This window comes from Synechococcus sp. MEDNS5 (assembly GCF_014279875.1).
Classification (GTDB): domain Bacteria; phylum Cyanobacteriota; class Cyanobacteriia; order PCC-6307; family Cyanobiaceae; genus Synechococcus_C.
In genome coordinates this window covers 1,275,820-1,301,364 of record NZ_CP047952.1, presented here as the reverse complement: position 1 = coordinate 1,301,364, position 25,545 = coordinate 1,275,820, and the positions used below count along the sequence as shown (strand labels likewise).

General features: G+C 58.0%; 26 protein-coding genes and 1 tRNA gene. 14 read left to right on the top strand and 13 right to left on the bottom strand.

What is annotated here, in order from left to right; genetic code table 11:
• Position 1: 1 nt before the first annotated feature.
• The 3 genes from SynMEDNS5_RS06995 to SynMEDNS5_RS06985 all read left to right on the top strand — a co-directional run bounded on the left by SynMEDNS5_RS06995 (position 2) and on the right by SynMEDNS5_RS06985 (position 2,934).
• Positions 2 to 973 carry an asparaginase gene (locus SynMEDNS5_RS06995; protein WP_186582729.1) on the top strand — a complete coding sequence of 324 codons (972 nt, stop codon included), beginning with the start codon at positions 2 to 4 and terminating at the stop codon, positions 971 to 973.
• 50 nt (positions 974 to 1,023) lie between these two features.
• Positions 1,024 to 1,100: transfer RNA gene (locus SynMEDNS5_RS06990), tRNA-Met, on the top strand.
• A 172-nt stretch (positions 1,101 to 1,272) separates the two neighbouring features.
• Positions 1,273 to 2,934, top strand: coding sequence for a GMC oxidoreductase (locus tag SynMEDNS5_RS06985; RefSeq protein WP_186582728.1), 1,662 nt, complete (start codon positions 1,273 to 1,275; stop codon positions 2,932 to 2,934).
• Here the strand turns inward: SynMEDNS5_RS06985 and SynMEDNS5_RS06980 are convergent.
• Both SynMEDNS5_RS06980 and SynMEDNS5_RS06975 read right to left on the bottom strand, forming a co-directional pair.
• The gene (locus SynMEDNS5_RS06980) at positions 2,909 to 3,175 is read right to left on the bottom strand and encodes a DUF2811 domain-containing protein (protein WP_186582727.1); all 267 of its coding nucleotides are present in this window, start codon (positions 3,173 to 3,175) and stop codon (positions 2,909 to 2,911) included. The genes SynMEDNS5_RS06985 and SynMEDNS5_RS06980 overlap by 26 nt on opposite strands.
• A gap of 392 nt (positions 3,176 to 3,567) precedes the next feature.
• A complete protein-coding gene (locus SynMEDNS5_RS06975) occupies positions 3,568 to 4,662 on the bottom strand; it encodes a sirohydrochlorin chelatase (protein ID WP_186582726.1) in 1,095 nt (364 codons plus the stop codon).
• A gap of 50 nt (positions 4,663 to 4,712) precedes the next feature.
• On the opposite strand from SynMEDNS5_RS06975, the gene SynMEDNS5_RS06970 reads away from it, so the two are divergent.
• Both SynMEDNS5_RS06970 and SynMEDNS5_RS06965 read left to right on the top strand, forming a co-directional pair.
• The gene (locus SynMEDNS5_RS06970; RefSeq protein ID WP_186582725.1) at positions 4,713 to 5,942 is read left to right on the top strand and encodes an FAD-binding protein; all 1,230 of its coding nucleotides are present in this window, start codon (positions 4,713 to 4,715) and stop codon (positions 5,940 to 5,942) included.
• A gap of 30 nt (positions 5,943 to 5,972) precedes the next feature.
• Complete coding sequence (locus SynMEDNS5_RS06965) at positions 5,973 to 7,553, top strand: SulP family inorganic anion transporter (protein WP_186582724.1); 1,581 nt, start codon at positions 5,973 to 5,975, stop codon at positions 7,551 to 7,553.
• Positions 7,554 to 7,557: 4 nt separating this feature from the next.
• Here the strand turns inward: SynMEDNS5_RS06965 and SynMEDNS5_RS06960 are convergent, their stop codons facing one another.
• Entirely contained in the window at positions 7,558 to 7,881 is a 324-nt protein-coding gene (locus SynMEDNS5_RS06960) for a hypothetical protein (protein ID WP_186582723.1), read from the bottom strand.
• A gap of 110 nt (positions 7,882 to 7,991) precedes the next feature.
• Between SynMEDNS5_RS06960 and SynMEDNS5_RS06955 the strand changes: the two genes are divergently transcribed.
• The 5 genes from SynMEDNS5_RS06955 to SynMEDNS5_RS06935 are packed head-to-tail and all read left to right on the top strand — an operon-like array spanning position 7,992 to position 12,249.
• The gene (locus SynMEDNS5_RS06955; protein ID WP_186582722.1) at positions 7,992 to 9,044 is read left to right on the top strand and encodes an amino acid ABC transporter substrate-binding protein; all 1,053 of its coding nucleotides are present in this window, start codon (positions 7,992 to 7,994) and stop codon (positions 9,042 to 9,044) included.
• Positions 9,041 to 9,940: an ABC transporter permease subunit gene (locus SynMEDNS5_RS06950; RefSeq protein WP_186582721.1), complete on the top strand. Its 900-nt coding sequence runs from the start codon at positions 9,041 to 9,043 to the stop codon at positions 9,938 to 9,940. Before SynMEDNS5_RS06955 ends, SynMEDNS5_RS06950 begins: the two co-directional genes overlap by 4 nt.
• A 24-nt stretch (positions 9,941 to 9,964) precedes the next feature.
• Positions 9,965 to 10,465 (top strand): HdeD family acid-resistance protein, encoded by a 501-nt coding sequence (locus SynMEDNS5_RS06945; protein ID WP_186582720.1) that lies wholly within the window; start codon positions 9,965 to 9,967, stop codon positions 10,463 to 10,465.
• A gap of 33 nt (positions 10,466 to 10,498) precedes the next feature.
• Complete coding sequence (locus SynMEDNS5_RS06940) at positions 10,499 to 11,509, top strand: amino acid ABC transporter permease (protein WP_186585892.1); 1,011 nt, start codon at positions 10,499 to 10,501, stop codon at positions 11,507 to 11,509.
• Positions 11,506 to 12,249, top strand: a complete 744-nt coding sequence (locus SynMEDNS5_RS06935; RefSeq protein WP_186582719.1) for an amino acid ABC transporter ATP-binding protein — start codon at positions 11,506 to 11,508, stop codon at positions 12,247 to 12,249. Before SynMEDNS5_RS06940 ends, SynMEDNS5_RS06935 begins: the two co-directional genes overlap by 4 nt.
• Here the strand turns inward: SynMEDNS5_RS06935 and SynMEDNS5_RS06930 are convergent.
• Positions 12,234 to 12,449, bottom strand: coding sequence for a hypothetical protein (locus SynMEDNS5_RS06930; protein WP_186582718.1), 216 nt, complete (start codon positions 12,447 to 12,449; stop codon positions 12,234 to 12,236). The two genes, SynMEDNS5_RS06935 and SynMEDNS5_RS06930, sit on opposite strands and share 16 nt — an antisense overlap.
• 77 nt (positions 12,450 to 12,526) lie before the next feature.
• Between SynMEDNS5_RS06930 and SynMEDNS5_RS06925 the strand changes: the two genes are divergently transcribed.
• Positions 12,527 to 13,432 carry an AEC family transporter gene (locus SynMEDNS5_RS06925; protein WP_255440048.1) on the top strand — a complete coding sequence of 302 codons (906 nt, stop codon included), beginning with the start codon at positions 12,527 to 12,529 and terminating at the stop codon, positions 13,430 to 13,432.
• Here the strand turns inward: SynMEDNS5_RS06925 and SynMEDNS5_RS06920 are convergent.
• Complete coding sequence (locus tag SynMEDNS5_RS06920; RefSeq protein ID WP_186582717.1) at positions 13,389 to 14,030, bottom strand: alpha-ketoglutarate-dependent dioxygenase AlkB; 642 nt, start codon at positions 14,028 to 14,030, stop codon at positions 13,389 to 13,391. The two genes, SynMEDNS5_RS06925 and SynMEDNS5_RS06920, sit on opposite strands and share 44 nt — an antisense overlap.
• 11 nt (positions 14,031 to 14,041) lie before the next feature.
• Here SynMEDNS5_RS06920 and SynMEDNS5_RS06915 point away from each other — a divergent pair, with 11 nt between their 5' ends.
• Complete coding sequence (locus SynMEDNS5_RS06915; RefSeq protein ID WP_186582716.1) at positions 14,042 to 14,338, top strand: hypothetical protein; 297 nt, start codon at positions 14,042 to 14,044, stop codon at positions 14,336 to 14,338.
• Here SynMEDNS5_RS06915 and SynMEDNS5_RS06910 read toward each other — a convergent pair.
• The 8 genes from SynMEDNS5_RS06910 to SynMEDNS5_RS06875 are packed head-to-tail and all read right to left on the bottom strand — an operon-like array spanning position 14,335 to position 21,611.
• The gene (locus SynMEDNS5_RS06910; RefSeq protein ID WP_186582715.1) at positions 14,335 to 14,577 is read right to left on the bottom strand and encodes a hypothetical protein; all 243 of its coding nucleotides are present in this window, start codon (positions 14,575 to 14,577) and stop codon (positions 14,335 to 14,337) included. The genes SynMEDNS5_RS06915 and SynMEDNS5_RS06910 overlap by 4 nt on opposite strands.
• 18 nt (positions 14,578 to 14,595) lie before the next feature.
• Positions 14,596 to 15,489: a homoserine O-succinyltransferase gene (locus SynMEDNS5_RS06905; protein ID WP_186582714.1), complete on the bottom strand. Its 894-nt coding sequence runs from the start codon at positions 15,487 to 15,489 to the stop codon at positions 14,596 to 14,598.
• 17 nt (positions 15,490 to 15,506) lie between these two features.
• Positions 15,507 to 16,835, bottom strand: coding sequence for an O-acetylhomoserine aminocarboxypropyltransferase/cysteine synthase family protein (locus SynMEDNS5_RS06900; protein ID WP_186582713.1), 1,329 nt, complete (start codon positions 16,833 to 16,835; stop codon positions 15,507 to 15,509).
• Positions 16,836 to 16,887: 52 nt separating this feature from the next.
• Positions 16,888 to 17,565: a hypothetical protein gene (locus SynMEDNS5_RS06895; protein ID WP_186582712.1), complete on the bottom strand. Its 678-nt coding sequence runs from the start codon at positions 17,563 to 17,565 to the stop codon at positions 16,888 to 16,890.
• Between the two features lie 9 nt (positions 17,566 to 17,574).
• Complete coding sequence (locus tag SynMEDNS5_RS06890) at positions 17,575 to 18,840, bottom strand: MFS transporter (RefSeq protein WP_186582711.1); 1,266 nt, start codon at positions 18,838 to 18,840, stop codon at positions 17,575 to 17,577.
• A gap of 41 nt (positions 18,841 to 18,881) precedes the next feature.
• A complete protein-coding gene (locus SynMEDNS5_RS06885) occupies positions 18,882 to 19,895 on the bottom strand; it encodes a lytic transglycosylase domain-containing protein (RefSeq protein WP_186582710.1) in 1,014 nt (337 codons plus the stop codon).
• Entirely contained in the window at positions 19,892 to 20,473 is a 582-nt protein-coding gene (locus SynMEDNS5_RS06880) for a DOMON-like domain-containing protein (RefSeq protein ID WP_186582709.1), read from the bottom strand. Before SynMEDNS5_RS06880 ends, SynMEDNS5_RS06885 begins: the two co-directional genes overlap by 4 nt.
• Before the next feature lies 1 nt (position 20,474).
• The gene (locus SynMEDNS5_RS06875; protein ID WP_186582708.1) at positions 20,475 to 21,611 is read right to left on the bottom strand and encodes a phosphotransferase enzyme family protein; all 1,137 of its coding nucleotides are present in this window, start codon (positions 21,609 to 21,611) and stop codon (positions 20,475 to 20,477) included.
• A 122-nt stretch (positions 21,612 to 21,733) separates the two neighbouring features.
• Here SynMEDNS5_RS06875 and SynMEDNS5_RS06870 point away from each other — a divergent pair, with 122 nt between their 5' ends.
• Both SynMEDNS5_RS06870 and SynMEDNS5_RS06865 read left to right on the top strand, forming a co-directional pair.
• Positions 21,734 to 22,879 (top strand): DNA repair exonuclease, encoded by a 1,146-nt coding sequence (locus SynMEDNS5_RS06870; protein ID WP_186582707.1) that lies wholly within the window; start codon positions 21,734 to 21,736, stop codon positions 22,877 to 22,879.
• Positions 22,870 to 25,542, top strand: a complete 2,673-nt coding sequence (locus SynMEDNS5_RS06865) for an ABC transporter (protein WP_186582706.1) — start codon at positions 22,870 to 22,872, stop codon at positions 25,540 to 25,542. The genes SynMEDNS5_RS06870 and SynMEDNS5_RS06865 overlap by 10 nt, the downstream gene beginning before the upstream one ends.
• Positions 25,543 to 25,545 lie beyond the last annotated feature (3 nt).

The following is a 25,545-nucleotide window of genomic DNA, read 5'->3' as shown; positions in this document are numbered from 1 at the left end:
CATGCCGCTTCCATCTGGATACAGAGGTTCAGCGCGAACGTCCGCAGTTCCGCCCTTGGAAGTGCACCTGAGGCGAGGCGCGTCGATTGAATCCAGCCACCGGGTTCATGTTGTTGTCTGCGACAGCCGCGGCCGTGTGTTGATGAGAGCCGGAGAGCCAGATCATGAAACATTCGTGCGTTCGGCTCTCAAACCCTTTCAGGCTTTGCCCTTGTTGAGCAGCGGAGCATCGGAGGCTTTCAGCTGTGGCGAACGGGGAATCGCCATCAGTTGTGCCTCCCATGCCGGGACTCCGACCCATGCCAGGGAGGCGTTCCGTCTGCTTTGGAATGCTGAGTTGGACAGTCACCATCTCCAATGCCCCATTCCTGATGGGGCTCGCAGTCCTCTCGAACACAACTGTTCGGGCAAACATGCCGGGTTTTTAATCACAGCCAAGAAGATGGGCTGGCCTCTCGACTCTTACTTGCGTGGAGACCATCCCATTCAGCAGGAGGTGAACCGTCGCGTTGCTGAACTGCTCGGTCTGCCTGCGGAAGAGCTCGTGGCTGAACGAGACGACTGCGGAGCCCCCACCCTCAGACTTCAGTTGGCCCAAATCGGTCTTCTTTACGCCCACCTCGGTGCCTCAACCCACGCTGAGATGGAGCAGATTAGCCGCGCCATGCTGGCTCACCCCGAGCTTGTGGCTGGGGAAGGACGGTTTGACACCGAGCTGATGCGGCGCTCCCACAATCAGGTCATCAGCAAGGGAGGTGCCGAGGGAATTCAATGTCTCAGTCGAACTGGAGACGGCCTTGGAGTCGCGATCAAGGTCGTGGATGGAGCGCGTCGCGCCAAGCAGGCTGTTGCTTTGCATGTATTGCGCCAGTTGGATTGGCTTACTCCAAGCGGTCTTCAGGAGCTGGAAGAGCAACTGTTGCTTCTCAACCCTGGCGTTCACCTTGTGGTGGAAGGAGAACTGCGTTCATAAATCACATTCGTGGTGTCGTTCGACACCAAGTTGTATAGTGATCAAGTCACCGCGGGGTAGAGCAGTCTGGTAGCTCGTCGGGCTCATAACCCGAAGGTCGGGAGTTCAAATCTCCCCCCCGCCACCAACTTCGAAATAGCCCCGCAGTCGTGGGGTTTTTTTATTGCTTTCTTGAGATTGTGGTGCGATTGTCTGCGCTGGCAAGATGTCGTTTACACGGCTTGTTTTTCATCGCAACATCGCAACTCCGCGTATTTCTCTGACGTTCAGGCGTCCTGAAATGGATCGCTTCTAACCGAATGCCGCACCATCCCTTCGATGCCATTGTGATTGGTTCCGGAGCCACTGGAGGTGTGGCTGCGATGACCCTCGCCAAAGCCGGAGTGCGCGTGCTTGTTGTTGAAGCAGGCCCTGATCAAACTCCTGAGCAAGCACTCGGATCAGAACCGGCGAACAGTTTTAGGCGCGCTGAGGGTCTGCTGAGTGGTCGGCATCAACGACAATCCCAGCATCCCGGTTACTGGAAGCAGAATCCTGCTTTGTATGCCGACGAACATCAATATCCGTACATCACACCTGCGGACCAACCTTATCTTTGGACCCAGGGCCGTCAGGTGGGAGGTCGCAGCCTGACCTGGGGAGGAATCACGCTGCGTCTTTCGGACTACGACTTCAAGGCTGCTGATGCCGATGGTTACGGACAAAGCTGGCCGATTGGTCACGACGATCTGGACCCGCACTACAGCGCTCTTGAGCGCTTTTTTCAGGTGAGAGGAAACCAAGATGGTCTTCAGCATCTTCCTGATGGCGTGTTGGCTCCGGCTCTGCCCTTGCTCCCTGAGGAGGAGAGTTTCCGCTGCGCCTTGCGGAGACATCGGGGCGTTCCCTTGATTCACTCCCGCGGTTTCTCAGCACGCCCTCCTGGCTCCCAATCGTCCTGGCCCCAATCGAGCAGCAACGGATCGACGTTGCTGCATGCCATGGCTTCAGGCCGGGTGGAGCTGCTCAGCGGCTCCATGGTCGTGAATTTGGTGATGCATCCCGGTCAGGACAAAGCCAGAGCCGTCGTTGTGGTGGATCGCTCAAGCGGTGAGCAGCGTCTCCTTGAAGCCGATCTGATTGTGCTGTGTGCTTCAACCATCGCCAGCCTTCGGTTGCTGCTGCAATCGGAGCAACAGCACGATTCCCGCGGTTTCCGCGATTCATCCGGTTTGCTGGGTCAAGGCCTCATGGATCACGTGTCCTGTTGCCGCTTTTTTTCAGTGCCATCGCTGACCGGCAGGACGCCCATGCAGGAGCAGGATCCATCCAGCCTGCTTTCGGGTGCGGGAAGCTTTTTCCTCCCCTTTGGGAATGATCCTGCCCACTGCAACGGGCGTTCGTTTCTGCGGGGCTATGGACTCTGGGGTGCGATCAATCGCTTTGATCCTCCTTGGTGGCTCAAGCGCCAACCCGATCATCGCCTCGGCTTTCTGATCGGCCATGGAGAGGTCTTGGCCTCTGAGGCCAATCGCGTCTCACTCTCGGATCGCTGTGATCCTCTCGGGGTGCCGATGCCCATGATCAGCTGCCGCTGGGGGCCCAATGAAAAGGCGATGGTGTCGCACATGCAAAACACCATTCGAGACTGCATCGACATTGCTGGTGGCACTTCAGCTTCACTCGCTGATTTGTTGCATCTCCCTTTCGTTGAACCCGTCGTCCGCGGAGCCATCGCTGTTCAAGAGGATGCCCCGCCTCCGGGGTATTACATCCATGAAGTGGGTGGGGCTCCCATGGGCCTCAGAGAAGAGACGAGCGTTGTGGACTCTTGCAATCGATTGTGGCGCTGCCGGAACGTGCTGGTGGTGGATGGTGCCTGCTGGCCCTCATCCGGATGGCAAAGTCCAACACTCACGATGATGGCCATTACCCGTCGTGCCTGCCTGGAAGCTCTCAGGCCTGCGAGCGACTGCGGCTGAAGAGGTCATCGAGGTAGCGCTGCGTCACAGCCTTCTCAGAGCAGCCGTTCTGGAATAGGAACTGGGCCAGTGCAGAACTCATCACCTGGTATTGGTCCCAAGAGGGATTGGAGCCGATGAAGCTTTTCATGCCTTCGTAAAGCACTTCGGGAATCTCCGCTTCAAGGCTCACAAAGGGCGACTCCGCTTCGCTGGTTGGTGTTTGCGAATCAATGCAGCGTTCAAGATGATTCCGATCCATCAGCCCTCCAGGCGTTCTTTATTTCACTGGTAAGGAAGCCACAACCAACCCCTTGTCGTCAAAGTGCACAGGTTGAATGCCATCGAATCCTGATCTCGATTGAGACTCATCTCTCCGCCAGTCTTCTTTAAGCGCGTTGAGGACTTTTTGTTCCCCTTAAGGCAGTAGTGCTTCGGTTGTCAAGTGGTTGCTGCCCCCCATGGAACTCCCCACAGTCCAGGGATGAGTGCTGGGGTTTCTGCGATTGATCAGTGGAAAACGGCCCTGAAGTTGTGGAAAAAAGATCGCGATCTCCACAGTTCCAACGATTGATCAGTCACTCTGATGAGTGCGTGTCTCTTGTGACGCATTGAGACAGAGACGGGTGAGCATCGAAAACTGTCTGAATTGCTTCAGCTTTCGGGCTCAGATGTGTCGACCTGTGACGACGCGCTCCGCAGCGTGTTGGGCCCGAGGGGGTGTTCTGCATGGGGGTAGGGATGGTGGTGTCCATGGCTGTGGTCATGGCTGTGGTGCTGGTTGCCCCCAAGTGGAATCGGGACTCCGTCGGGCTGGCAAGCGCCAGTGCACTCCCTCTCGCACAGGTCGCAGGCCTCAGTGAGGCCCTCCACGTGATGGTGGTGACTGGCTTGCTCCAGGCCCACTTCCTGCTCGAACCCCAGCACCTGGGCTCTGTACTTGCAAAGTGAGCAGTTCATGGCCGCTTCTCCCCCCAGCACCTCGCTCACCCTTTCGAGGAACGTGTCCAGCACGAAGCTGTGATCTCCGAGATAGGGGGCATCAAGGAAATCGATGTTGGGATGATCTTCAGCAACACCATGGGTGTGCTGTCTGATTCGGCTCACCAGCACTCCCGAAAACAGGAAATAAGGAAAAACGACGATTCGCTTAAACCCCAGCTTCACAACGTGCCGCAGACCCGGATCCACCAAGGGAAATGTGACGCCTGAGTACACCGTTTCACCCCAGCCGAAGCCAAAGCCTTCCACCAGCATGCGGGTCACTTTGGCCACGTTCGAGTTGGCATCGGGATCCGATGATCCCCGTCCAACGACGACCAGCAGGGTGTCCGCAGCCGGGCAGGGATCCGCAGCCATGAGTGCCTCGCGGATTCGTGCTCCTGCTGCAGCAATCATTAGGCGATCAACGCCCAGTTCCCGGCCGTAATCGATGTCCAGACCCGTTTCAGCGCTGTAGGTGTTGAGGACCGATGGAATGTCGTTCTTGGCATGCCCGGCGGCAAATAGCATCGCCGGGATGGCCAGAACCTTCTTAACTCCCTGGGCCCGGAGGCGATCGAGTGCTTCACGGAGAATGGGTTGAGCAAATTCAAGAAAGCCGTACTCCACAGGAAGGTCAGGAAGTCTGGCCTTCAGTCCATGGGCGAGGCCTTCGAATTCCTCAACCGCCAGACGGTTCCTGCTCCCATGACCGCAGATCAGAACACCATGTTTCCGATCAGAAAGAGCATCGAGCGCCAGGGTCACACTGAGTGGGCATCTCTACCGAACCTATTCGTCCCCGTGAGCGTGATGTCATGAATGCTTTGGCACAGGATGCACGATCTGAAGGACGGCTCATCCTTGGCCCTGAGCTATTGCCAGCTGTATTGGCTCACCCTCTGCATCCAACCCCGTTGTTGGTGAGCTCTGGTGCAACGAGCAGTCGTTGTGCCGGTGATGGACTCTGGACGCTCGATCTGAGACGGCGTTACCGGGAGCTCCGTTATCAAGTGGAGTCTTCTCAGGTCACGATTGGTACCGGACTCACCATGGCTGAATTGCTCGAAGGTCTGCGCTCCGATCGACGCGCTCTGCCGATCGGGCTGTCGGGATTGCCTGGATCTGGATTTCTGCTCACCGGAGGGATGGGTCCGCTGAGTCGCTCTCAAGGTTTGGCCATGGACCATATCCAGCGGATTGAGGGTGTGTGGGGGAACGGTGAACCCTTCAATGTTCACCGTGATCACGTCATCGGTGATGAGCGGGCTGCCAGCTACTGGCGAGGCCTTCTAGGCGCCGCTCCTTTTCTGGCTGTCGTGACAGGACTGGAGCTAAGGACACACCCCATCGAGCCCCTGGCCGTTCTGCAGGAGCGCATCGCTGTTGAGTTATTGCCGAATTGGATCCGTTTGGCAGAGCAGTGGCCTTCTTCAGCCAGCCTCCAATGGTCCTGGGGTGACTACGTCGAGATCTACGCCGTGCAAGGTCTTCCCGATGGGTGCACATCAGATCTGCTCCCGGCTCTGGCGGGTGATGCCGCTGAGATCTGTGCTGATCAGCTGTCACTTCCTGCTTTCGGCCGGCTCACGACTGATCGCCAACCGTTGCCGTCCCACTGTGAGGTGCTCGGCAGACTCGGGCAGAGATGGGGGGAGGAGGCTGAGTCAGTCGTCGATCATCTGCGTGAGCTGATGATGCGGAGGCCACATCCGTCCTGCCGAATCAGTGCTCAGCAACTGGGTGGGGCAACCGGCACTGTTGAATCGGCGTCCACATCATTCATCCATCGCAATGCTGAGTGGAAGCCCTGGATCACCGCGGCCTGGACACCTGAGGACCGTGCTGGACGGCAGCATTCCCTGGATTGGATGGAGCGTGTGAGCGAGGCGTTGATGGCGCTGAACCCAGGGGTGCATCTCGCTCAACTCCATGACCATCTTCCCTTTCATGACCAGGAATTGAAGGATGCCTTTGGATCCTGGTTGCCATCACTCAAGCAATTGAAGGCCGAGCTTGATCCCGACCAACGTCTGTGCCGGCTTTGAGATACGGTCGCCACACGTACAGATTGATTTATGGCAACCGGACCCGCAGCGCTGCGGTTGGAGTCCCTCATCGGTAACCCCAGCAAGGAGCTTCTTTCCGGCTTGGTGGTGGCCTTCGCCATGATTCCCGAGGCCATTGCCTTTTCCGGGATTGCCGGCGTTGACCCCCAGGTGGGTTTGTTCGGGGCCTTCTGCTTGTCGATCACCATCGCCTTTGTGGGTGGTCGTTCGGCAATGATCACGTCGGCCACGGGATCAACCGCTCTGTTGATGACCGGCCTTGTAGCCACAGGCGAAGCTCGCGGACCCGGCCTTGGCCTGACTTATCTGCTGGTGGCCGGGATCGTCACGGGGCTTCTGCAGGTGTTGTGGGGCTGGATGCGTCTGGCTTATCAGATGCGTTTTGTGCCTCTCGGGGTTCTCAGTGGCTTCGTGAATGCCCTCGCACTGTTGATTTTCCAGGCTCAATTCCCCCAACTCGGAATCAATCTCCATTTCGGTGAGGCGTCAGCTGCAGGCCATGGGCATGACGCTCTGCCCCAAGCCGCTCAGTTGCCTTTGATCTGGGGGCTGGTTCTGTTGGGGCTGCTGATCATCTACGGCCTTCCTCGACTGACCCGTGCCGTGCCTTCGCAGTTGGTGGCCATTGTTGTGCTCACTGCGATTTCAATGGGCTTCAACTTTGATATTCCCACCGTGCAAAGCCTGGGCAGCTTGCCTGCGGGTCTGCCGGTGTTCCAGATCCCCTTTGGTGCTCTGGCCGATGGGCGCGTGCCCTTCAGCTTGGAAACCCTTGGAATCGTTTTGCCAACGGCGATGGCGATTTCCCTGGTGGGGCTGATGGAAACCTTCCTGACCCAAGACATTCTCGACGACCGCACCGACAGCACGTCGAACAAAAATCGCGAGGCACGGGGGCAAGGCATCGCCAATATCGTCTCGTCGTTTTTTGGAGGTATGGCGGGATGCGCGCTGGTGGGGCAGTCCGTGATGAATATCGACAACGGAGGGCGAACGCGCCTTTCCACACTGTTTTCAGGCGTCAGCCTGCTGGCGATGATCCTGCTGGCCAGACCCTGGCTTCAGCAGATTCCGATGGCTGCACTGGTGGCCGTGATGATCAGCATCGCAGTCAGCACCGCTGATGTGGCGGGCCTGCGCAGGATTCGCTCTATTCCGAAGAGCGATACGGCGGTGATGTTGATGACCTTTGCCGTGACCATGCTCACCACTCCCCACAATCTGGCACTGGGTGTGTTGGCCGGAGTGGCGCTTGCCGGGATTCTGTTCAGCAGAAAGGTTGCGAAAGTGATTCGTGTGGAGCCGGTGGATATTGCTCCAGATCTGCGTCGTTATGTGGTGACGGGCCAACTGTTTTTCGTGAGCAAAATCTATTTCCTCCAGGGCTTTGATGTGCATGAGCACCCAGCAAAAATCATTATTGATATGTCTGCAGCGCACATCTGGGACCAGAGCGGTGTTGGAGCACTCAATCAGTTGATCAGGAAACTGAAACAAGGTGGATCGGAGGTTGATCTGGTAGGGCTTAACACCGAAAGCCTTGATCTGTTTGAGCGAATCGGCTCTCAGCCTGAAGGCTCTCACGGCTGATGGATCAGCGGCGTTTGTAGAGCAATGCCAGACATGCGGTGAGGTCATTGCGCATTCCAGCGAGTCGCTTTTGAATCATTGCGTCGTCAGCGCGCGACCTCAGATAGGTTTCGGTGACATCATTGCCAATACTCATGATTAGGCACATCGTCTCAAGATCATTTGTTGCGATGGCGCGTTCCCTGGCACCTTCCAACATGACCTTGAGTATGGCCATCTTGTTGCTGTAGGCCTGGCGGTCAGCTTTATCCCAGGCGGCCGAAGGCGAGACACTCAAAAAAGTTCCCACAATCACGACCGAAACAGATCCCAGCAGGGATCGATACATCACATTCGGTCAAACCACAAATTAATGTAGGTAGGGCCTGCAGAGATTTTCAATCACTGCAAGGGCTGTGTGCAACTTCTGACAAACTGGCAGCGGTTCTGGGAATCTGCATGGTGCAGCGTGGTTTTCTTGTTGCTGTCTGGGTCTTGGCGTTCGGCTTGCAGGCCTGTGCCACGCTCGGCGAGGGAGGCGCCTCTCGCCTGGATCTGATCCGTCAGCGAGGGGAGCTTCGCTGTGGGGTCAGCGGCAAGATTCCTGGTTTCAGTTTCTTGGATCGCGACGGTCGCTATGCAGGTTTGGATGTGGACATGTGCAAGGCCTTTGCTGCGGCTTTCGTGGGGGATGACAGCAAGGTTGAGTACAGACCATTGACGGCTCCGGAGCGTTTCACGGCCTTGAGAACTGGTGAAATAGACCTTCTCTCGAGGAACACCACTTTTAACCTCAGCCGTGATGCGTCTGGCGGAAATGGCGTTACCTTTGCACCGGTTGTGTTCCACGATGGTCAAGGTCTTCTAGTGCGCCGAGATTCCGGCATCAAAAGGCTCGAGGACCTCAGAAATCAAACAATCTGTGTTGGCTCAGGAACCACAACGGAACAGAACCTCAACGATGTTTTTCAGGCCAAGGGAATTTCCTACAAACCGGTCAAATATCAGGACCTGAATCAGCTAGTTGCTGGATATTTGCAGAAGCGTTGCGCAGCGATGACATCGGACCGATCTCAACTGGCCTCGGCTCGCTCCGGCTTTGAACAGCCGAACAACCACCAAATCCTGCCTGAGGTGCTCAGCAAGGAGCCCTTAGCCCCCCTCTCCTCCGGTGGAGATCAGCGCCTGGCCGATGCTATGCGCTGGGTGGTTTATGCCCTGGTGACCGCTGAGGAGATGGGAATCACGCAAGAGACTGTGGACGCCAAGCTTCAGGAGGCAATCAATGACCCGAGCAAAACAGCATTGCGTCGGTTTTTGGGGGTTGAAGGAGAGCTTGGATCCAAACTGGGTCTTCCGAATGATTTCGTTGTCAGTGTGTTGAAGGCCACCGGCAATTACGGCGAGATCTACAACCGCCACCTCGGTCCGCAGAGTGCTGTGCCCATCCCGCGAGGACTCAATCAGCTGCATCGGGATGGTGGTGTGTTGATTGCTCCACCATTCCAATGACGCGTCGCCAACGCTGGTGGATCCAGGTTCTGCTGCTGGCGGCCGTGCTCGCGCTGGCGGGAATTCTGATCAATAACCTCACCGTCAATCTGATCCGTACAGGGTTGGGTCTGAGTTTTCGTTGGCTGAGCAGACCAGCGGGATTTGCGATCAGCGAGCATCTTCTGCCGTTCCAGCCTGGCGACAGCATGGCCTGGGCCCTGTTGATGGGATGGTTGAACAGTCTTCGGGTGATCGCCTGCAGCATTGCCCTGGCCACGGTGCTGGGCGTGGTGGCAGGCGCTGCTTCTCGCAGCAATAACCCACTGTTCAGTGCGCTCGCAGGTCTTTATGTGGGGCTGATTCGTCAGATTCCCCTGCTTTTGCAACTGCTCTTCTGGTACTTCGTGGCCTTTCTGGGGCTGCCATCCGAACCGCTCGCTCCGCTGGGGGCACTGATCCGCGTCTCCAACCAGGCCATCAGCGTGATGGGACTCAATCTCAGCGTTGAATTTGCGGCTGTCCTGGTTGGACTCAGCGTGTTCACAGGGGCTTTCATTGCCGAGGTGGTGCGCGGAGGTCTGGATGCCGTGCCGCGGGGACAGTGGGAAGCGTTTCGCAGCCTGGGCATCGGTGAGGGGCTCGGGCTGAAACGTGTGGTTCTGCCCCAGGCTCTTCCAGCCATTCTTCCGGCTCTTAGCAGCCAGTACCTCAACCTTGCCAAGAACAGCACCTTGTCGATCGCGGTTGGCTATGCCGATCTTTATGCCGTCAGTGATACAGCCATCACCCAGACGGGACGTGCCATCGAAGGCTTTCTGCTCCTCTTGTTCAGCTTTCTTCTGCTCAACCTGCTGATCAACGGCTGCATGCAGATCCTCAATCACGCTGTGCTCAATAAGGGTCAACGCACTTAACATTCGGCGACTGTGGTTGGAGCCATGACCTCACGCCGTATTGCTGCCGTACTTCTTGTCATTGCGGCTATTGCTGCCATCCTTCTTCCATTCGTTTCGGCCACATTGCTGACCATTGGCATCGGAGGAATTGCCTTCGCCGCCGGGATCGGACAGTTTCTTCGCCTTGGTGCCGAGTCCTCCTCTCAAGGCAAACTGTTTCGTGTGTTGTCTGCCCTTCTCTACATCGGTGGCGCCGTTTTCATTCTGCTCGATCCGATCGATAGTGAAATCAGCCTCACGCTGTTCGCTGGCGTTCTTCTTCTGATTGAAGGCGTGATGGAACTGGCCTCCGGTGCAACGACCCCTGGAGCTGCTGCTGGTTTGACAGTTGTGGATGGTGTGGTCACCTCCATTCTGGGTTTGTTGCTCGTTCTTGAGTGGCCCTCCGACAGCCTCTGGGCCCTGGGAACCCTTTTTGGTGTCGCCTTGTTCCTCTCAGCGCTGAACTTGTTTCGGTCTCCGTCCAACCAGCCTGGTGTCTGAGCATTGACGAGGTCGTCGTCCCTTCGCGCTGGGTTGCGTCATTTTCGTCGCCATCCCTTGCAAGGTTGTTTCAGTGTTGTTCTCCTGGCACTCATCGCCTGGGCGCTCTGGTCAACAGGCTTCTGGCTTGTCCGGCAAGCCGACTGGTCGGTGGTCACGGGGAATCTGCCGCTCTTTGCAATCGGTGGCTACCCGGCGGCGTCCCGATGGAGGCCAATCCTGTGGCTTGGATTGCTGGTGTTGCTGACGATCTTCACGTTGGCCCAGCCTTTCCTTCTGCGACGAGGGATGGGCCTTAACAACACGGTCCTGTCCTGGAGCTGGTTGTTGATGATGCCCCTCGGGCTTTGGCTTCTTGCTGGTGGTGGTGTGCTGGATCCCGTGCCCTCCCGTCTCTGGGGAGGACTTGTTCTGACGCTCCTGCTGACCTTGTTTAGCGGGTTGATAGCCCTTCCATTCGGTGTTCTTCTCGCCCTGGGGCGCTGCAGCGACCTGACCACAGCACGCCAGCTTTCCAGGATCTACATCGATGGGATGCGTGCTGTTCCGTTGATTGCTGTTCTCTTCTTTGGCCAGCTTCTGCTTCCGCTGTTCCTTCCGGTTCAGATTGAAATCAACCGTGTGCTTCGTGCGGTTGTGGCCTTTGCCTTGTTTGCAGCTGCCTATGTGGCTGAAGATGTGAGAGGAGGGTTGCAGGCGGTGCCTCCAACGCAATTCGAAGCAGCTGCAGCACTCGGACTTGGACCATGGCAGATCCAACGTCTGGTGATTCTTCCGCAGGCTCTGCGCATCGCCGTTCCTGCGCTCACGAACCAGGCGGTGGGTTTACTTCAGAACACGAGTCTGATGGCCATTCTCGGTTTGGTGGAATTGCTTGGCATCAGCCAAAGCTTGTTGGCCAATCCGGCCTATATCGGGCGCCACCTCGAGGTTTATGTCTGGCTAGCAGGGTTGTATTGGTTGCTCTGCACCGCGATGGCTCTCATGGCGCGCCAGTTTGAGCGACAAGACTCCTCCAATCTCATTGCAGCCCGCCGTTCATGACCATTGCTGTTCGCGCTGAGTCAGTCAACAAGAGCTTCGCCGTTGGGAATCGCGCTCTTGACGATGTCAGCCTCAGTGTTCGCCATGGTGAGGTCCTTGTGGTGATGGGACCGTCCGGTTCCGGAAAGAGCACGCTCATTCGCACCTTCAACGGTTTGGAGTCGATCGATTCCGGTTCCCTTGAAGTGGTTGGTATTCCACTCGATTCCGACCATGACGATCGTCAGATTCGCAGAATCCGTCGTCGTGTGGGCATGGTGTTCCAGCAGTTCAACCTGTTTCCTCACCTCACGATTCTTCAGAACATCACCCTGGCGCCCATTCAGGTGAAGTCGATCCCAAGGGTTCAGGCTGATCGCCGGGCCTTCGCTCTGCTCGAGCAGATGGGAATCGCTGATCAGGCTTTGAAGTATCCAGCGCAGCTCAGCGGTGGCCAGCAGCAACGGGTTGCCATCGCCAGGGCTTTGGCCCTGGATCCAGAGTTGATGCTGTTCGATGAGCCCACCAGTGCGCTCGATCCTGAACGGGTTAAGGAGGTTCTCGATGCCATGCGCCAACTGGCTGCCGCTGGCATGACAATGGTGGTGGTCACCCATGAAGTCGGTTTCGCCCGTGAGGTGGCGGACCGGGTGATGTTCATGGATGAGGGACGGGTTGTTGAGTTAACCGATGCCGAGGAGTTCTTCACCCATGCCAAGGAAGAACGTTCTCAACGTTTTCTCAATCAGATGGCCCACTGAGAGGCGTGATGAAGTCGATCCAGAGCTTGTTCAGCGGCGACCAGCTCTCGCTCCGTTTGCAGCCAGCTTTCATTGCCCAGCGGAAGTTGGTCGATCTGTTCGGCCAGATGAAGTTGAAGCTGCTCGCAGCGCTCCATCAGTGCGGTGCTGAGTTGCAGAAGATGTTGCTGGATCAGACAGGACGGTGCAGCGAAGGCCATGCTGCTGGTCAGGCGAGGACGGTGGAAATTTTGGCACAAGGCCTGGTGCGTCGATTTGGCCTGGCTGGCGGTGAGAGGTGCTGAGCCTGCTCTGGGAAATGGTTCCCTGCCTTTTGGCAGGGGCTCTGATCGGTCGTTGCCGTCCGCAATGGATCAATCCACTGGCCACGCCCTTGGTGCGTTTTGGAGTTCCCCTGAGCCTGATGGGGTTGCTTCTTCACGGCGGTCTTAACCGCTCTCTTCTGTTCATGGCTTTGCTGGCTGTGACAGCGATCGTGCTCATGCTTGTTGTGCTGCGAAGCTCGCGGTTGATCACTGACGCCCTGGTACTGCCTGATCGACAGCTGGCCAGTTGCATCGGTAATACGGCCTACTTCGGCATTCCTGCTGCATTGGCACTGCTTCCACCCGAGGCGCTTCCCGTGAGCATCGGTTACGACTTTGGCGCCACGCTTCTGGCTTGGGGACTGGGTCCTCTCTGGCTGCACCAGACCAACCATCAAGGCCATGCCTACCGCTGGAGCTCGTTGGCAAGCCATCTCATGGCGAGCCCTGCGACGCGGGGTCTGCTTGGAGCTCTGATTGTGCTGGCCACTCCATGGCATGACGTGATCAGTACAGGCCTGTGGTTGCCTTCGCGGGTGGTGATTGTGATGGCACTTGCTGTTGTGGGGATGCGTTTGGGAACCATTGCCACGCGCGCGCCCTCGCCTGTGCCCATGGGTTTGCTGTCTCCTTTGGTCTGCAAGCTTCTGTTGTTTCCGATGCTGATGCTGCTGATCAGTCTTCCCCTCCCCCTACCGCTGCTCGCAAAGAAAGCCCTCGTGCTTCAAGCAGCCGCTCCAACAGCGATCTCAGTGCTGTTGATGGCTGAATCCGAGCAATGCGATGCATCGGCTTCCGCACAGTTGATTCTGCGCAGCACGCTTATTGCATTGGTCAGCGTGCCCCTTTGGAGTGTCGTACTGAATCGTTGGTTCTGAACACACGGAAAGTGAGATTCAGTCTCCGCGTTGTGATCTTGCGCCGGGTCGGTAGTCCGTGCATCCACAGGCTCTGGCATTCAGGATCCATCAGCAACAAGTCGCCATCCGAGAGCGTGAGATCAAGTCGCTGCCCAGTCGTTCTGTGGCGAAACTGCAGGTCCCGCGTTGCCCCGAACGAGAGTGATGCGATCGGGAACGAAGTGTCGATTTCGGGTTCGTCATCGGCATGCCATCCCATCCGGTCTTCGCCGTTTCGATACAAGTTGAACAAGCATCCGTTGAATGGTGCGTTGCACTGTTTTGAGACTTTCTCGAGCAGTGGCAGAAACCACTGCGGCCAACCTGTGCCCCGGTGAAGAGCGCCGCTGTAGCGATAGGTCACCGATCGATCGGCCAGGAATGCTGTGAGTCTCGGCACCTTGTGCCATCGCCCATAGACCCTGACGTCGGTGTGCTCCCACTTGATTTGCTGGTGACACCGCTCCATCCACTCTTGGGTGGTGTCAGGGGAGAGCCATTGGGATTGAAGGTTCCAGTTCATTGTGTCGACGTAAAGACGAATAACAGCAGTGGAGCGCCGAATCCATTCGTCCATAGATTGCCGCCATGGCAGCACGGATTTCCCTTGAGATCTTCTTGGAGCGGGCGAAGCAGCGCTTCGGTGATCGTTTCGATTACTCCGAGATCCAGTGGCGCAGTTACAAGAGCCCGGTGAAAATCCGTTGCCGCAAGCATCCTGTTCACCCCATTACCATCACCCCTGAAAAACACCTGCAAACCACGGGGGGGTGCCGTCATTGCCTGCGTGAGCGACGGGTGGAGTGCCTGGAACGGGAATTGAACCGTGCTGCGGCCAAGCCTGTGGAAGCCCTGCGCCCTGTCGAGACATCAGTCGCGCTCTAGAAACCGCGGCCGTCCTGCTCTCGGATCTGCAGACGCAGTTTCTGGTACTGCAGAACAGCGCGGTCTTTTTCAAGGTGCGGGAAGAGTCGACACGCTTCATCGGCATCGATGGGCTCCAACAACCAGTCCTCAGAGCCATGGGGAGCTACAGCATCTGGAGTGCGATCAAACGCCTGACGAATCGGTAACCAGCGAAGCAAACGTCGCCGCCATTGGTCATAGAGATCAAGTGGGTGCATCTGAGGCTCGAACGCTGTTTATCCCTGCAGTGAAACCCGCTGGTAGCAAAACCAGAGCCATTGCTGGAACAACAGGTTTCGATGGGAACGCCACAGAGTCCTGGGATGATCGGCGTTGAAATTCTCCGGCGGTGGAACATCGCCACGGGCTTTGTCCCTTTCCATCTCCGCGATGATGCGGCCGACGTTGTACTCGGGATGTCCGAGATGCATCAGCTGCCTCTGATCCGGTGTTTCGAAAATGGTGTAACCGACGGATTCACCGTGGGCGAGCAGCCGCAGCCGTCCCTGCCGTTGTGCTGATTCCATGGCCGCGTCGGGCAAGCCGGCATGGCGACTCTGGGGACAGAGAAATTGATCATCCTGAGTGCCCATCAATGAGTGGCCTGGGACAAGGCTGCGCAGGGGATAAACCCCGAACAGTTTGCGCTTGAAGGTCTGTTTGTCCACGCCGGCCAGGTAGGCCAGAGCAAATCCGGCCCAGCAGAGACCCAGGGTGCTGGCGCATGTGTGGCGAGCGTTCTCGACCACTGTGACCAGTTCTGGCCAGTAGGTGACATCCTCAAACGCCAAGTGTTCGACAGGTGCACCAGTGATGATTAATCCGTCGAGCGGTCCCTGGGACAGGGCTTCCTCCCAGCTCACATACAGGTCATTGAGATGGGACTGGTCCCAGCTTTTGTAAGCATGGGTCTGCAGTCGTATCCAGATTGGCTCGATCTGGAGCACTGAGAGACCGAGGGGGTGCAGAAGATTGAATTCATACTGCTTTCCCAGCGGCATGATGTTCAGAATGCCGATACGCAAAGGACGGATGTCCTGTCGCTCAGCCTCCTTCGGCTCGATCCAGGAGATGCGGTTGCGTTCAACCGCCGTGATCTTGTGATAGTTGGGCGGAAGGATCAGCGCCATTCAGCTACTCACCCCCATCAATCACCTGATGCAAGGGCCTGATCGAAGTCAGCCTTGATGTCATCAATATGTTCCAAGCCCACCGAGACCCGCACCATGGTGGGTGTGACACCGGCTGAAGCCTGCTCACTTTCGCTCAGCTGCTGGTGGGTTGTTGATGCAGGATGAATCACCAGCGTCTTGGCATCGCCAACGTTGGCGAGGTGACTGGCCAGTTTGAGGCTGTTGATGAAGCGAACGGCATCGTCATAGCCACCCTTTAGCGAGAACATGAGCATGCAGCCCATGCCGCGGCCCGTGAGGTATTTCTTTGCCGCTGGGTGGTACGGATCAGCCGGCAACCCCGGATAGCTGACATCCGACACCTGGGGATGGGCTTGCAGCCAGGTGGCAAGGGCCATGGCGTTCTGTGCATGGCGTTCCACACGCAAACTCAGCGTTTCGAGTCCCTGGAGAAGCAGGAAACTGTTGAAGGGGCTGACCGCCGGCCCCCAATCCCGAAGTCCCTCCACGCGTGCCCTTAGCGCAAAGGCGATGTTGCGGTCGTCAGGAAGACCAAGCATCTTGCAGATGTCACTGCCGAAACCAAAGGCGTCCCAGTGAACGAGTCCGTGGTATGCAGCGCTCGGCTGGCTCATCAGAGGGAATTTGCCGTTGCCCCAGTCGAAGGTGCCTGCATCCACAATCACCCCGCCAAGGCTGGTGCCATGGCCACCGATCCATTTGGTGGCACTCTCCACCACAACGTCTGCTCCATATTCGATTGGCCTGAGCAGGGCGCCGCACGCTCCAAGGGTGTTGTCCACGATCAGGGGGATGTTGTTGCGGCGTGCAAGGTCTGAAAGACCCTCGAAATCGGGGATGTTGAAGCGTGGATTGCCCATGGCCTCCACATAGATCGCCTTTGTTCCCGCATCGATCTGAGCTGCAAAGCTGGCGACGTCATCTCCTTCGGCGAATTTCACATTGATTCCAAGCCGAGGAAACTGAACTTTGAACTGGTTGTAGGTGCCTCCGTAGAGGAATGATGTGGAGACGAAATTGTCGCCAGCCTGCATGCAGTTGGTGATGGCCAGAAACTGTGCGGACTGGCCGGAAGCAGTGGCCAGGGCGGCCACACCACCCTCCAGAGCTGCCACCCGCTTCTCGAACACGTCGGTGGTGGGATTCATTAGACGGGTGTAGATGTTCCCGAATTCCTTCAGCCCGAACAGATTGGCGCCGTGTTCGGCGTCGTTGAACACATAGGAGCTGGTCTGATAGATCGGAACAGCTCTGGAGTTCGTGGTGGGATCAGGAACCTGGCCTGCGTGGAGCTGGAGGGTTTCGAAACGCTGATCCGTCACGGCGTTGTTGATGTCTATCTCCAGTTCTAGCGACAGGACCTTCAGCCCTGACTCAACCCTCGGTTGGTTCGGGCTTGTCGCTGTCTTTGAGCGACGGAAGGGTCTCACGCAGTAGCGGGGTGAACTGGCTGCGTACGTCGGCGCGGAAGCTGTCGACAGCTCCCTGCAGAAGAACCGGATAGGGTTGCTCTCCGCTCTGCTCGCGCAGGTGGCGCCATTTGCTGTTCTCTTTCTCTTTGAGAACAATCAAAGCGTTCTGAAAGTCGTAACTGCCCTCCTGCATGCTCCCTTCAGGCAGAGCATCTGCCTGCTCGGCCATCAGTTCACGGAATGCATCGAATGCCTTGGCTTTCAGCGTGTCCGGCAGGCCGAGAACAGGTTGATAGTGGTCAAGAAGCCGAAGTTCCTCCTCGAGAAGAATCGGCCAAGCCCCTCGGGCTCCACTGGGAAGGGGCATGTGAGCCTCGGATGCTGTCATGGCATCCAGATGAAAGGTAAGCCAGCGGTAGTAAGACTTGTCTTTGGTGCTTTTTTTCGCCGCTGCTTTGCCAGAGACGATTTCCGGGAGTGCAGCCTCCGCCTTGCGCAGGAACAGGCGGTCTTCCCGCTCGAGGTTCATCGCACCCCAGCGTTGCCGGTAGTCCCACAGCTCGGCGTAGCGGTTCACGTCCTCCGCTGACCAGCCGAGAGCGGCCAGTTCATCGGCGCGATGGGTGAGTTCCTTGGCCACGCAGCTTTTTCAGTCCTGTCCCTGGAAGCGTAAATGCCGGGGGCCGGAGGACCAGGCCCAGAATGCTGGGGCCGCCAGAATCAGCAGGTAGAGAATCAGTTCATTGGGCCAGCCCTTGAGATCCCTGAGCCAGGTGGACACAATTGGCGCGGTGCCTCCCACTACAGCCACCACGAGGCTGTAGGAGAAGGAGAAACTGGCACATCGCGACCCCCCCGGAAAGAAAAGCGGGTGGAGCAGGGGGGTGACCCCGGAATAGAAAAAGATCGGAAGCAGCACCATGGCCTGCCCCATCGCAAAGCTAACGGGGCCTCCCTTGGCAAGGATCAGCAGTCCTGGGACCATCAAGACCATGCTGATTAGAAGAGAACGCCGCACAAGCGGAAGGGGGGAGAAGCGATCGGCACAGCGGCCGGCGAGGAGCGCCATTCCAAGTCCGAAGAGCTGCACGACCGTATTGATGCCGTTGTAGAGCGATGCATTGGCGGGATCAAGCCGGGATGCCTCGTCGACGTAGTACACCCCAACGGCGTAAAACACCGCCGTGGCGACGCCCACGGTGCCCATCAGGCGCAGCATGGCTGGCCAGTCCGTCATCACCTGATGCCATTGACCGGTGATAGAACTCGAAGCCCCCTCAGGACGGCTGTCCTGAATCGATCTGCGCAGCATCAGTGCCAGAAGTGCCAGCAGAGAGCCAATGACGAAGGGAATTCTCCAGCCTCCCGCATTCATGGCGGTGATCGGGATGAAGTGATCAATCACGGTGGCCACCAGCGAGCCGGAGATGAAGCCCACGGTGGCGCCAGCCGCTGTCACGCTGGCGAGAAACCCACGCGTTTTTTGAGGGGATGTCTCCACACTCCAAGCGATCGAGCTGGAGTATTCCGCACCCACAGAAAGACCCTGAATCATTCGCAGCAGCACCAACAGCACCGCTGCTGTGGGGCCGATCTGATCTGTCGTGGGTAGTAGCGCGATCAACAGGCTGCAGCTGCCCATGATGGCCACACTCATCAAAAGCAGAATCCGCCGGCCGAACATGTCGCCAATGGGGCCGAGCACCAATCCCCCGATTGGACGCATCAGGTATCCGGTGGCAAACACCCCAAAGGCGCTCAGAAATTGCAGGCTGGCTGAATCTTGTGGAAAAAAAGCTGCACCGATTGATTCAGCGAAGTAGCCATACACAGCGAAGTCGAACCACTCCACCGTGTTGCCGATCGCGGCAGCAATCGGCGAATGGTTGCCCGTTGACTCAGGGGTGGCGTTCAAGGGTGAGGGGCTGACCGCTTTTCGACGCCATGGTGAAGGGTTCAGTTGGGTTTTGCACGCTGAGGGGAGGCACTGTGGGGGTAGCGCTTCAGATGCTCAGCCACGGGGACAGGTGATGCCGCTGAATATCCCTCATGCAGCCAGAGATCACCCGCTGAGGCGGCGTAATGGATCTGCCAGTTGTAAAGGCCTCGATAGGTGAGAGGTTCCCGTTGGAGCAACGCGGCGTAGTGCAAAACGGCCTTGCCGTAATGGTCACTGTTGTTGTAACCCCATAGACCGCGTCGGATGTCCTTGAGGCCGCCACGTCGTACTAAATATCGCGCAGCCGCATGGATGGCATCCCACGGATCGCGAATGTCTCCATCTCTGCCGATTCCAGGCTCAGCCCAGGTGGTGGGGAGAAATTGCATGGGCCCCTGTGCATTGGCGACGGAAACACCATCGATCCGGCCCATTCCTGTTTCCACAAGATTCACTGCGGCCAGGACTTCCCATGGAATTCCGGTGGCATCCGCTGCGCTGCGGTAGGCCTTGAGAAGAGCCTCCTGTGGTGCAGGAGCCTGGATGCGCCACGCAGGCAGGGTTGTGGAGGCCGGTCCGCGGTGCATGGCCAGGAATGAGCGTCGTGCGGCGATGTGTTGATCGAATACCCATTGCCAACGCGAGGGCAGACGATTCCGCACCTCTTCAGATAAGGCCGGGTTATGGGACAACACCCGGTAAATGACCTGCTGTTGATGGGCGAGTTGAGGAATTTCCGCTGGATCGTGATCCGGGTCGATCAAGGCGGTTTCGATGCTGACCAGGAGAGACGCTGTGTTGTCTTCCTGGGCCGGAACCAGGGGGTAGTGGTTTCCGTTCGGGGCCACTGGAAGGTCTGATTGGGTTGGCAGTTCCATCCCAACGCCAGCCAGCGTTGGCTTGACGGCTTCAGGGGGATCCGATGCCGGCGCGTTCAGCTGCCGGCAGGCAACGGTGAGGGGCGTGAACAGAAGCGGCAGACCCAGCAGCAGAGTCGCCCAGTGGTGACGACGGATGAGGAACCGGGTCATGCGCAGAGAAAGGCTCGCCTGTCGTGAAAGTCTGGCTCGTTTCCGTGGTGAGACAAAGCCCAGTAGCTGAGGTTGTTGTCGCTGTCCTCGAGCACCATCGAGATCGCTAACTCCGGCAATTGCACCGGAGTCCACCAGGGATCAAGGCTCAACACGATGGTGCAGCGGCAATCCCGGGTGGAGCTTTGCCAATGAATCAGTGGCTTAGGAGTCTGTTCATGCACACCATCAGTCCGATAGCTCTCGAATCGGTAGAGATTCCAGTCGCCCGTTGGTGAAACATTCAGCTCCCAATAACGATCCTGGTTGGGTTGGGCAAAAAACGCTTCAAAACAGGTGTGTTCCCAGAGACCATCGAGGCGCTGCCCGCTACGCAGGCTCGAGCCAGGTGATGCGTCCATGAATTCCAGCTTCGGAAGCTGCTGCCCCGATTGCGGTGGCCTCAGGCTGAAACTCAATTCGAGGGTGTTTTGTTCTTCCCATACGAACTCGGCACTGGCCAGCAGTGTCGGGGATGCGTCTGGAGAAAAGGGGACCAGCGGGCAGACCTGACGCACCATCACTGGATGGCGTGCCACGTCAGCTCACTCCGCGAAGGCTCTCGATCAGGGCAACCAGCTCGTCCCACTGCTGCTCAATCGAGAGGGTTAGAGCAAACTGCACCCAAGCCCGATCCAGATTGTGACCGGCTCGCTCCGTTTTGAAATAACAGTCGCCTAAAAGGTGATCAGTGAGAAAACGCAGGCCCAGTTCCAAGGGGATCAAGTGGATGCACGCAGGCAGGTGGCGCACATCGTCATCGCTGAGAAAGGATTGCCCAACCTTGAGGTACCCCTTCAGGATCGAGCGGCAGAGCTCCAGATCAAAAACCACATCCTGCGGACTTGCGGTTTCCTCCCCGAGGCGGTTGCAGCAGGAGCGTAGACAGTCGCCGATGTCGTAGTGCAGCAATCCAGGTTTGACCGTGTCAAGATCGATCAACCCCACCGCATGCCCGGTGCGTTCATCGATCATCACGTTGTTGATCTTCGGGTCACCGTGAATGGGCCGGCGTTGCAGTTCCCCCCTGGCGCAGGCCTGCTCAAGCACATCAAGGCCGTCACGGCGCGCATTCACGAAGGCGAGAGCTGCATTCACTCTGGCGTCTGTGATGGGCACTGTGCTCCCGACCACGGCATCGAGCTCAGCCAGATACGCCGGTGCAATGTGGAAATTTTCAAGGGTGTCCGCTAGCTCCTCTGTGGGCAGATCACTGATCAGGTGGTGGAACATCCCCAGGCCGTAACCGAGCTCCCAGGCATGGGCTTCATCCTTGATGACATCGGTTGTTGTGGCCGCTCCGATATACGAGATCGAGCGCCAGAACTCACCCTCATGCTCAACCCAGTGCCCGTCGGCATCGAGGGTGGGGAGAACCTTTGGAATCTCCCAGCGTCGCCCCGAAAGCTCAGGTGGTTCCTCCGCTAATCGCCGCTCAACGTGATCGCCGAGGCGAAGGAGATTGCGCATCACCAGTTCCGGGCTCTCAAACACATCCGTGTTGAGCCTCTGCATCACGAAGGCTTGCCTCGCTGCGCTGGCCTCAAGGGTGACCAGGAAGGTGTCGTTGACATTTCCAGATCCCAGCTGATCGATGGCCTTGATCTGGTCTGGTGGATGGAACAGTCCGGCGATGGTCTCCAGGGATGCGTTGGAGCCGGAGGGAGCCTTGGTCACGGTGTATCGCCTGGGTCTCACGTCGAAACAATGCCGTCTTCCAGCTGTCTTGCCAGGTGAGAGTGTGCGGAAAAACAGCCGGGGAGGCGGCACCATGGGCTGCGACCGCATCAAGGGAGCGCGTGCCCCGCATTCTTCACACGGCTGACTGGCAGATCGGTAAGCCTTACCGGTGGATTGCTGATCCTCAGAAACAGGCTCGTCTGCAGCGAGAACGTATTGAGGCCGTCAGCCGCATTGGTGAGGTTGCCCGCCGTGAATCGGTGGATGCTCTGCTCGTTGCCGGCGACCTTTTTGATTCCTCCACCGTTCCCGCCTCGGAGGTTTTGGAGGTGATGGAGCTGATTGGTGCGATGCCGTGCCCTGTTCTTGTGATCCCAGGCAATCATGACCATGGCGGGGCTGGTGGCATCTGGCGGCGTGAGGATCTTCGGCGTCGGATGCGGGAGCGGGCCCCGAATCTGGAGCTTTTGACCCAACCGGAGCCCAAGAGCAGAGCGGGAATGACCCTATTGCCCTGCCCCTTGCTACGCCGTCACGACAGTGTCGGTCCGATGCGCTGGCTTGATCAGCTCAATTGGCAGGACCTGGATCCAAAGGCTCCACGCGTTCTGCTGGCCCATGGATCGGTGCAGGGCTTTGGCTCTGGGACTGATGTGAACGCCTTGCATCTGGAACAGTTGCCCACAGGAGAGCTCGATTACATCGCTCTCGGCGACTGGCATGGATTGATGCAGGTTCAGAGCAATGCCTGGTACAGCGGCACCCCGGAGCCTGATCGATTCCCGACCGGGCCAGATGATCAGCGATCGCAAGTGATTCTTGCCGACCTCACAAGGGGGGACGATCCTCGGGTTCAGATGATCACGACTGGCCGGGTTGCGTGGCATCGGATCACCATGCAGCTCCAGGGGCTTCCCGATCTGGAGCGCTTGAACCAAGAACTTGATGCCTGCATCGGCAGTCGTGTGGGCCGTGATCTGCTGAGACTTGAACTCAACGGCCAGCTCGGCTTGGATGCCCATCGTCGTTTGCAGGCGCTACTCAGCGAGCTTTCAGAGCAGCTTCTGCATCTGCGCTTGCGAGGTGAGCTTCGGCGATATCCGACTGATGGAGAGCTCGATCAGTGTTTGAACCGGAGTGATGGGCCGCTTCTCAGTGGCATTGCTGCAGGTTTGAAACAGGAGCTCGAGGGTGGTGCTGACCCACTGATCGAGCAGGCTTTGATCGAACTTCATCAGCTCTGCGCCACCTCTCCATGCGCTTAATCCGCTGCAGACTGGAAAGTGTGCGCCGCCATCGAATACTGGAGGTGGGCTTTGCGCCTGGGTTGACGTTGATCGGCGGTGGCAACGAAACCGGGAAGAGCTCGCTGGTGGAGGCCATGCATCGCACGTTGTTCGTGCGTGCTACAGCAACCGGTGCTGCTGTTCGTGACCTGCGCTCCGAGATGCATGCCGGTCATCCCCAGATTGAACTCGATTTCGAAGCGGATGGGCATCACTGGTCACTGCAGAAATCTTTCAGTGGTGCCGGTGGTACCTGCCGCCTCAGTCGGATGGGAGCTCCAGCGCATCTGGGCGGTGAGGCGGAGGATCGCCTGGCTTCACTGCTCGGTGTCGAGGAGATCATCGGCAGTCGGCAAGTGAACCGGATCCTGCCCAGCCGCTGGGCCCATCTCTGGGTGATGCAAGGGCTTGCAGGCCGTAATCTTCTTGAGCTTGATGGCAGCCATTACGACCTCAATGGCCTCATTGCCGCTTTAGAGAACCAGGCTTCGGACTCACTGCAATCACCCCTGGATCAACACATACACGATCAGCTTGAGGTTCTGGTCGCTGCCAGCTTCACCAGTCGAGGCGTCAAGCAGCAGAGCGAACTCTGGAAGCGGCGTCAGGAGTTGCAGCAGGCTGAGCAGCGGCATCAGGACGCGTGTCAACAGCTGGAGATCTATGAATCGGCCTGCGAAGAGCTTGATCGCAATGAGAAGGCCCTGCGAGATCTTGAGACTGGCGCGGTTCCTGAACTAAGACAGCAGCGCAGCCGACTGACCGCCTTACTGGATCTGCAGCGGTTGCTTGCACCTCTCATTCAGGAAGAACAGCAGCTCAAGCAGCAGCTCAACAGCCTGAAGACTCTTGATTCCGAAACAGAGTCGACAGACCGCTCAATCCAGGCTCATCGCCGTGATCTGGAGAAAGCGGTGGTGCAGGCCACAGAGCAGTCCGAGCAGCTCAAAACGCGGCAAGCCTCTCTTAATGCTCTGGAAGAACAGCGGCATGCGCTTGAGGAGCGCGGTCATGCACTGCGCCGACAGCAGGAGCTTCGGAGCCTTGAAACTCGGATTCGTGACCATCAACAATGGGATGATCTGCGGGCCCGTCTTCAATCGCAACAGGGATCACTCCAAAACAATCTTGATGCTGCACCGGCACAAAACACCGAGGCTCTGTCTGCTCTGCAGCGTTTGCAAGAACGGCTTCGAGAATTGGAGATCCGACTGAACAGCATGGCGTCGTCGATTCATCTGGAAGCGGCTGATCAGGAGGTGGTGCTTGATGGTGATGCGTTGTTGGAAGGACAGACCCTTCAGCGTTCCGGTGCGTTCCGGCTGCAAGTGGGTGAGGGGGTGATGGTGCAGGTGCTTCCCGGAGAAGGCACCGGTATGACGGCATTGACCACCGAGCGCACCCAACTCCAGGAGGCGTTCGATGAGGGACTGCGTCAGTGGGGGGCGTCATCCCTCGATGAGGCCAGGGAGCAGCTGCTTCAGCAGCAAAACCTCACCCAGGAGCTTGCACTTGTGAAGGCGCGCCTCCAGCAGTTGGATCAGCAGCGCCCTGTCCAAGTTGACGGCGATGAATCCCTTGAAACCCTGCGGCAGAAGCTGTCAGCCCTCCAGCAGGACCTTGGACCGGAGGCATTGTTCACGATGGATTCCTCGGCTTTGGACCAAGCACTCTTCGACTGCAGGGCTACCTATAAATCCGTTCAGGAGCAAACCCGGGCGCTTCGTCCGCGCCTTGATGCACTGGAACGCAACTTGAGTGCTGTTCAGTCGCAACGCCAGGAGCGACGGGTGAGTGTTGAACGCCTGGAAGCCCAACAGCTGCAGCGACGCCAACAGCGCCAAGCATTTGTGGAGACTCACGGTGAAGCGGCACAGATTCAGCGTCAGCTGGACGTTCTGACGGAGACCAGCCGCGTTCAGCAATCCAAGCTTTTCGCGCTGACCACCGAGGCTGGTCTTGAGCGAACGGTCGACGCCGAGAGGCAGTTGACCTCGCTTGAACAGCAGGAACACAATCTCTCCCGTCGGCGTGAGGATCTCAATCGAGAACAGGGCGGCCTGCTTGAGCGTTGCGATCGTCTCGGCCGTAGCGACTTGCACGCGCTGGTCGAGGAGACAGCAGCCGCAAGGGATCTGGCGATCCGGGCTGAACAGCAGGAAACTCTGGTGGCTGAAGCGCGCCAGCTGCTGCTGAGGCGTTTCCAGGAGGCGCGACGGGATCTTTCCAGGCGCTATTCCATGCCCCTCAGGCAAAGCATCAATCGCTTTATGGCTCCCCTACTCCTGGAGGCCTCGGACGACTGTGAGCTCAATGTCGATCCCACCGAAGGCTTGAATACGCTGCGGCTGCAACGATCCGGGCGCTCATTTGATTTCGCCCAGCTGAGCGGAGGCATGAAAGAGCAGTTCAATGCCGCTCTGCGCTTTGCGATGGCTGACACCCTGCGCAGCAGTCATGACGGTTGCTTGCCGCTGTTGTTCGACGATGCCTTCACCAACACCGACCCCAAGCGTTTGGTGTCAGTGTTGGCGATGTTGCGCCAGGCTGTAGACCTTGGGCTTCAAGTGGTGGTGCTGAGCTGTGATCCAGACCCATACCGCGAGATCGCTGATGCCTGCGTGATGCTGCCGCCGGTGTAGCGA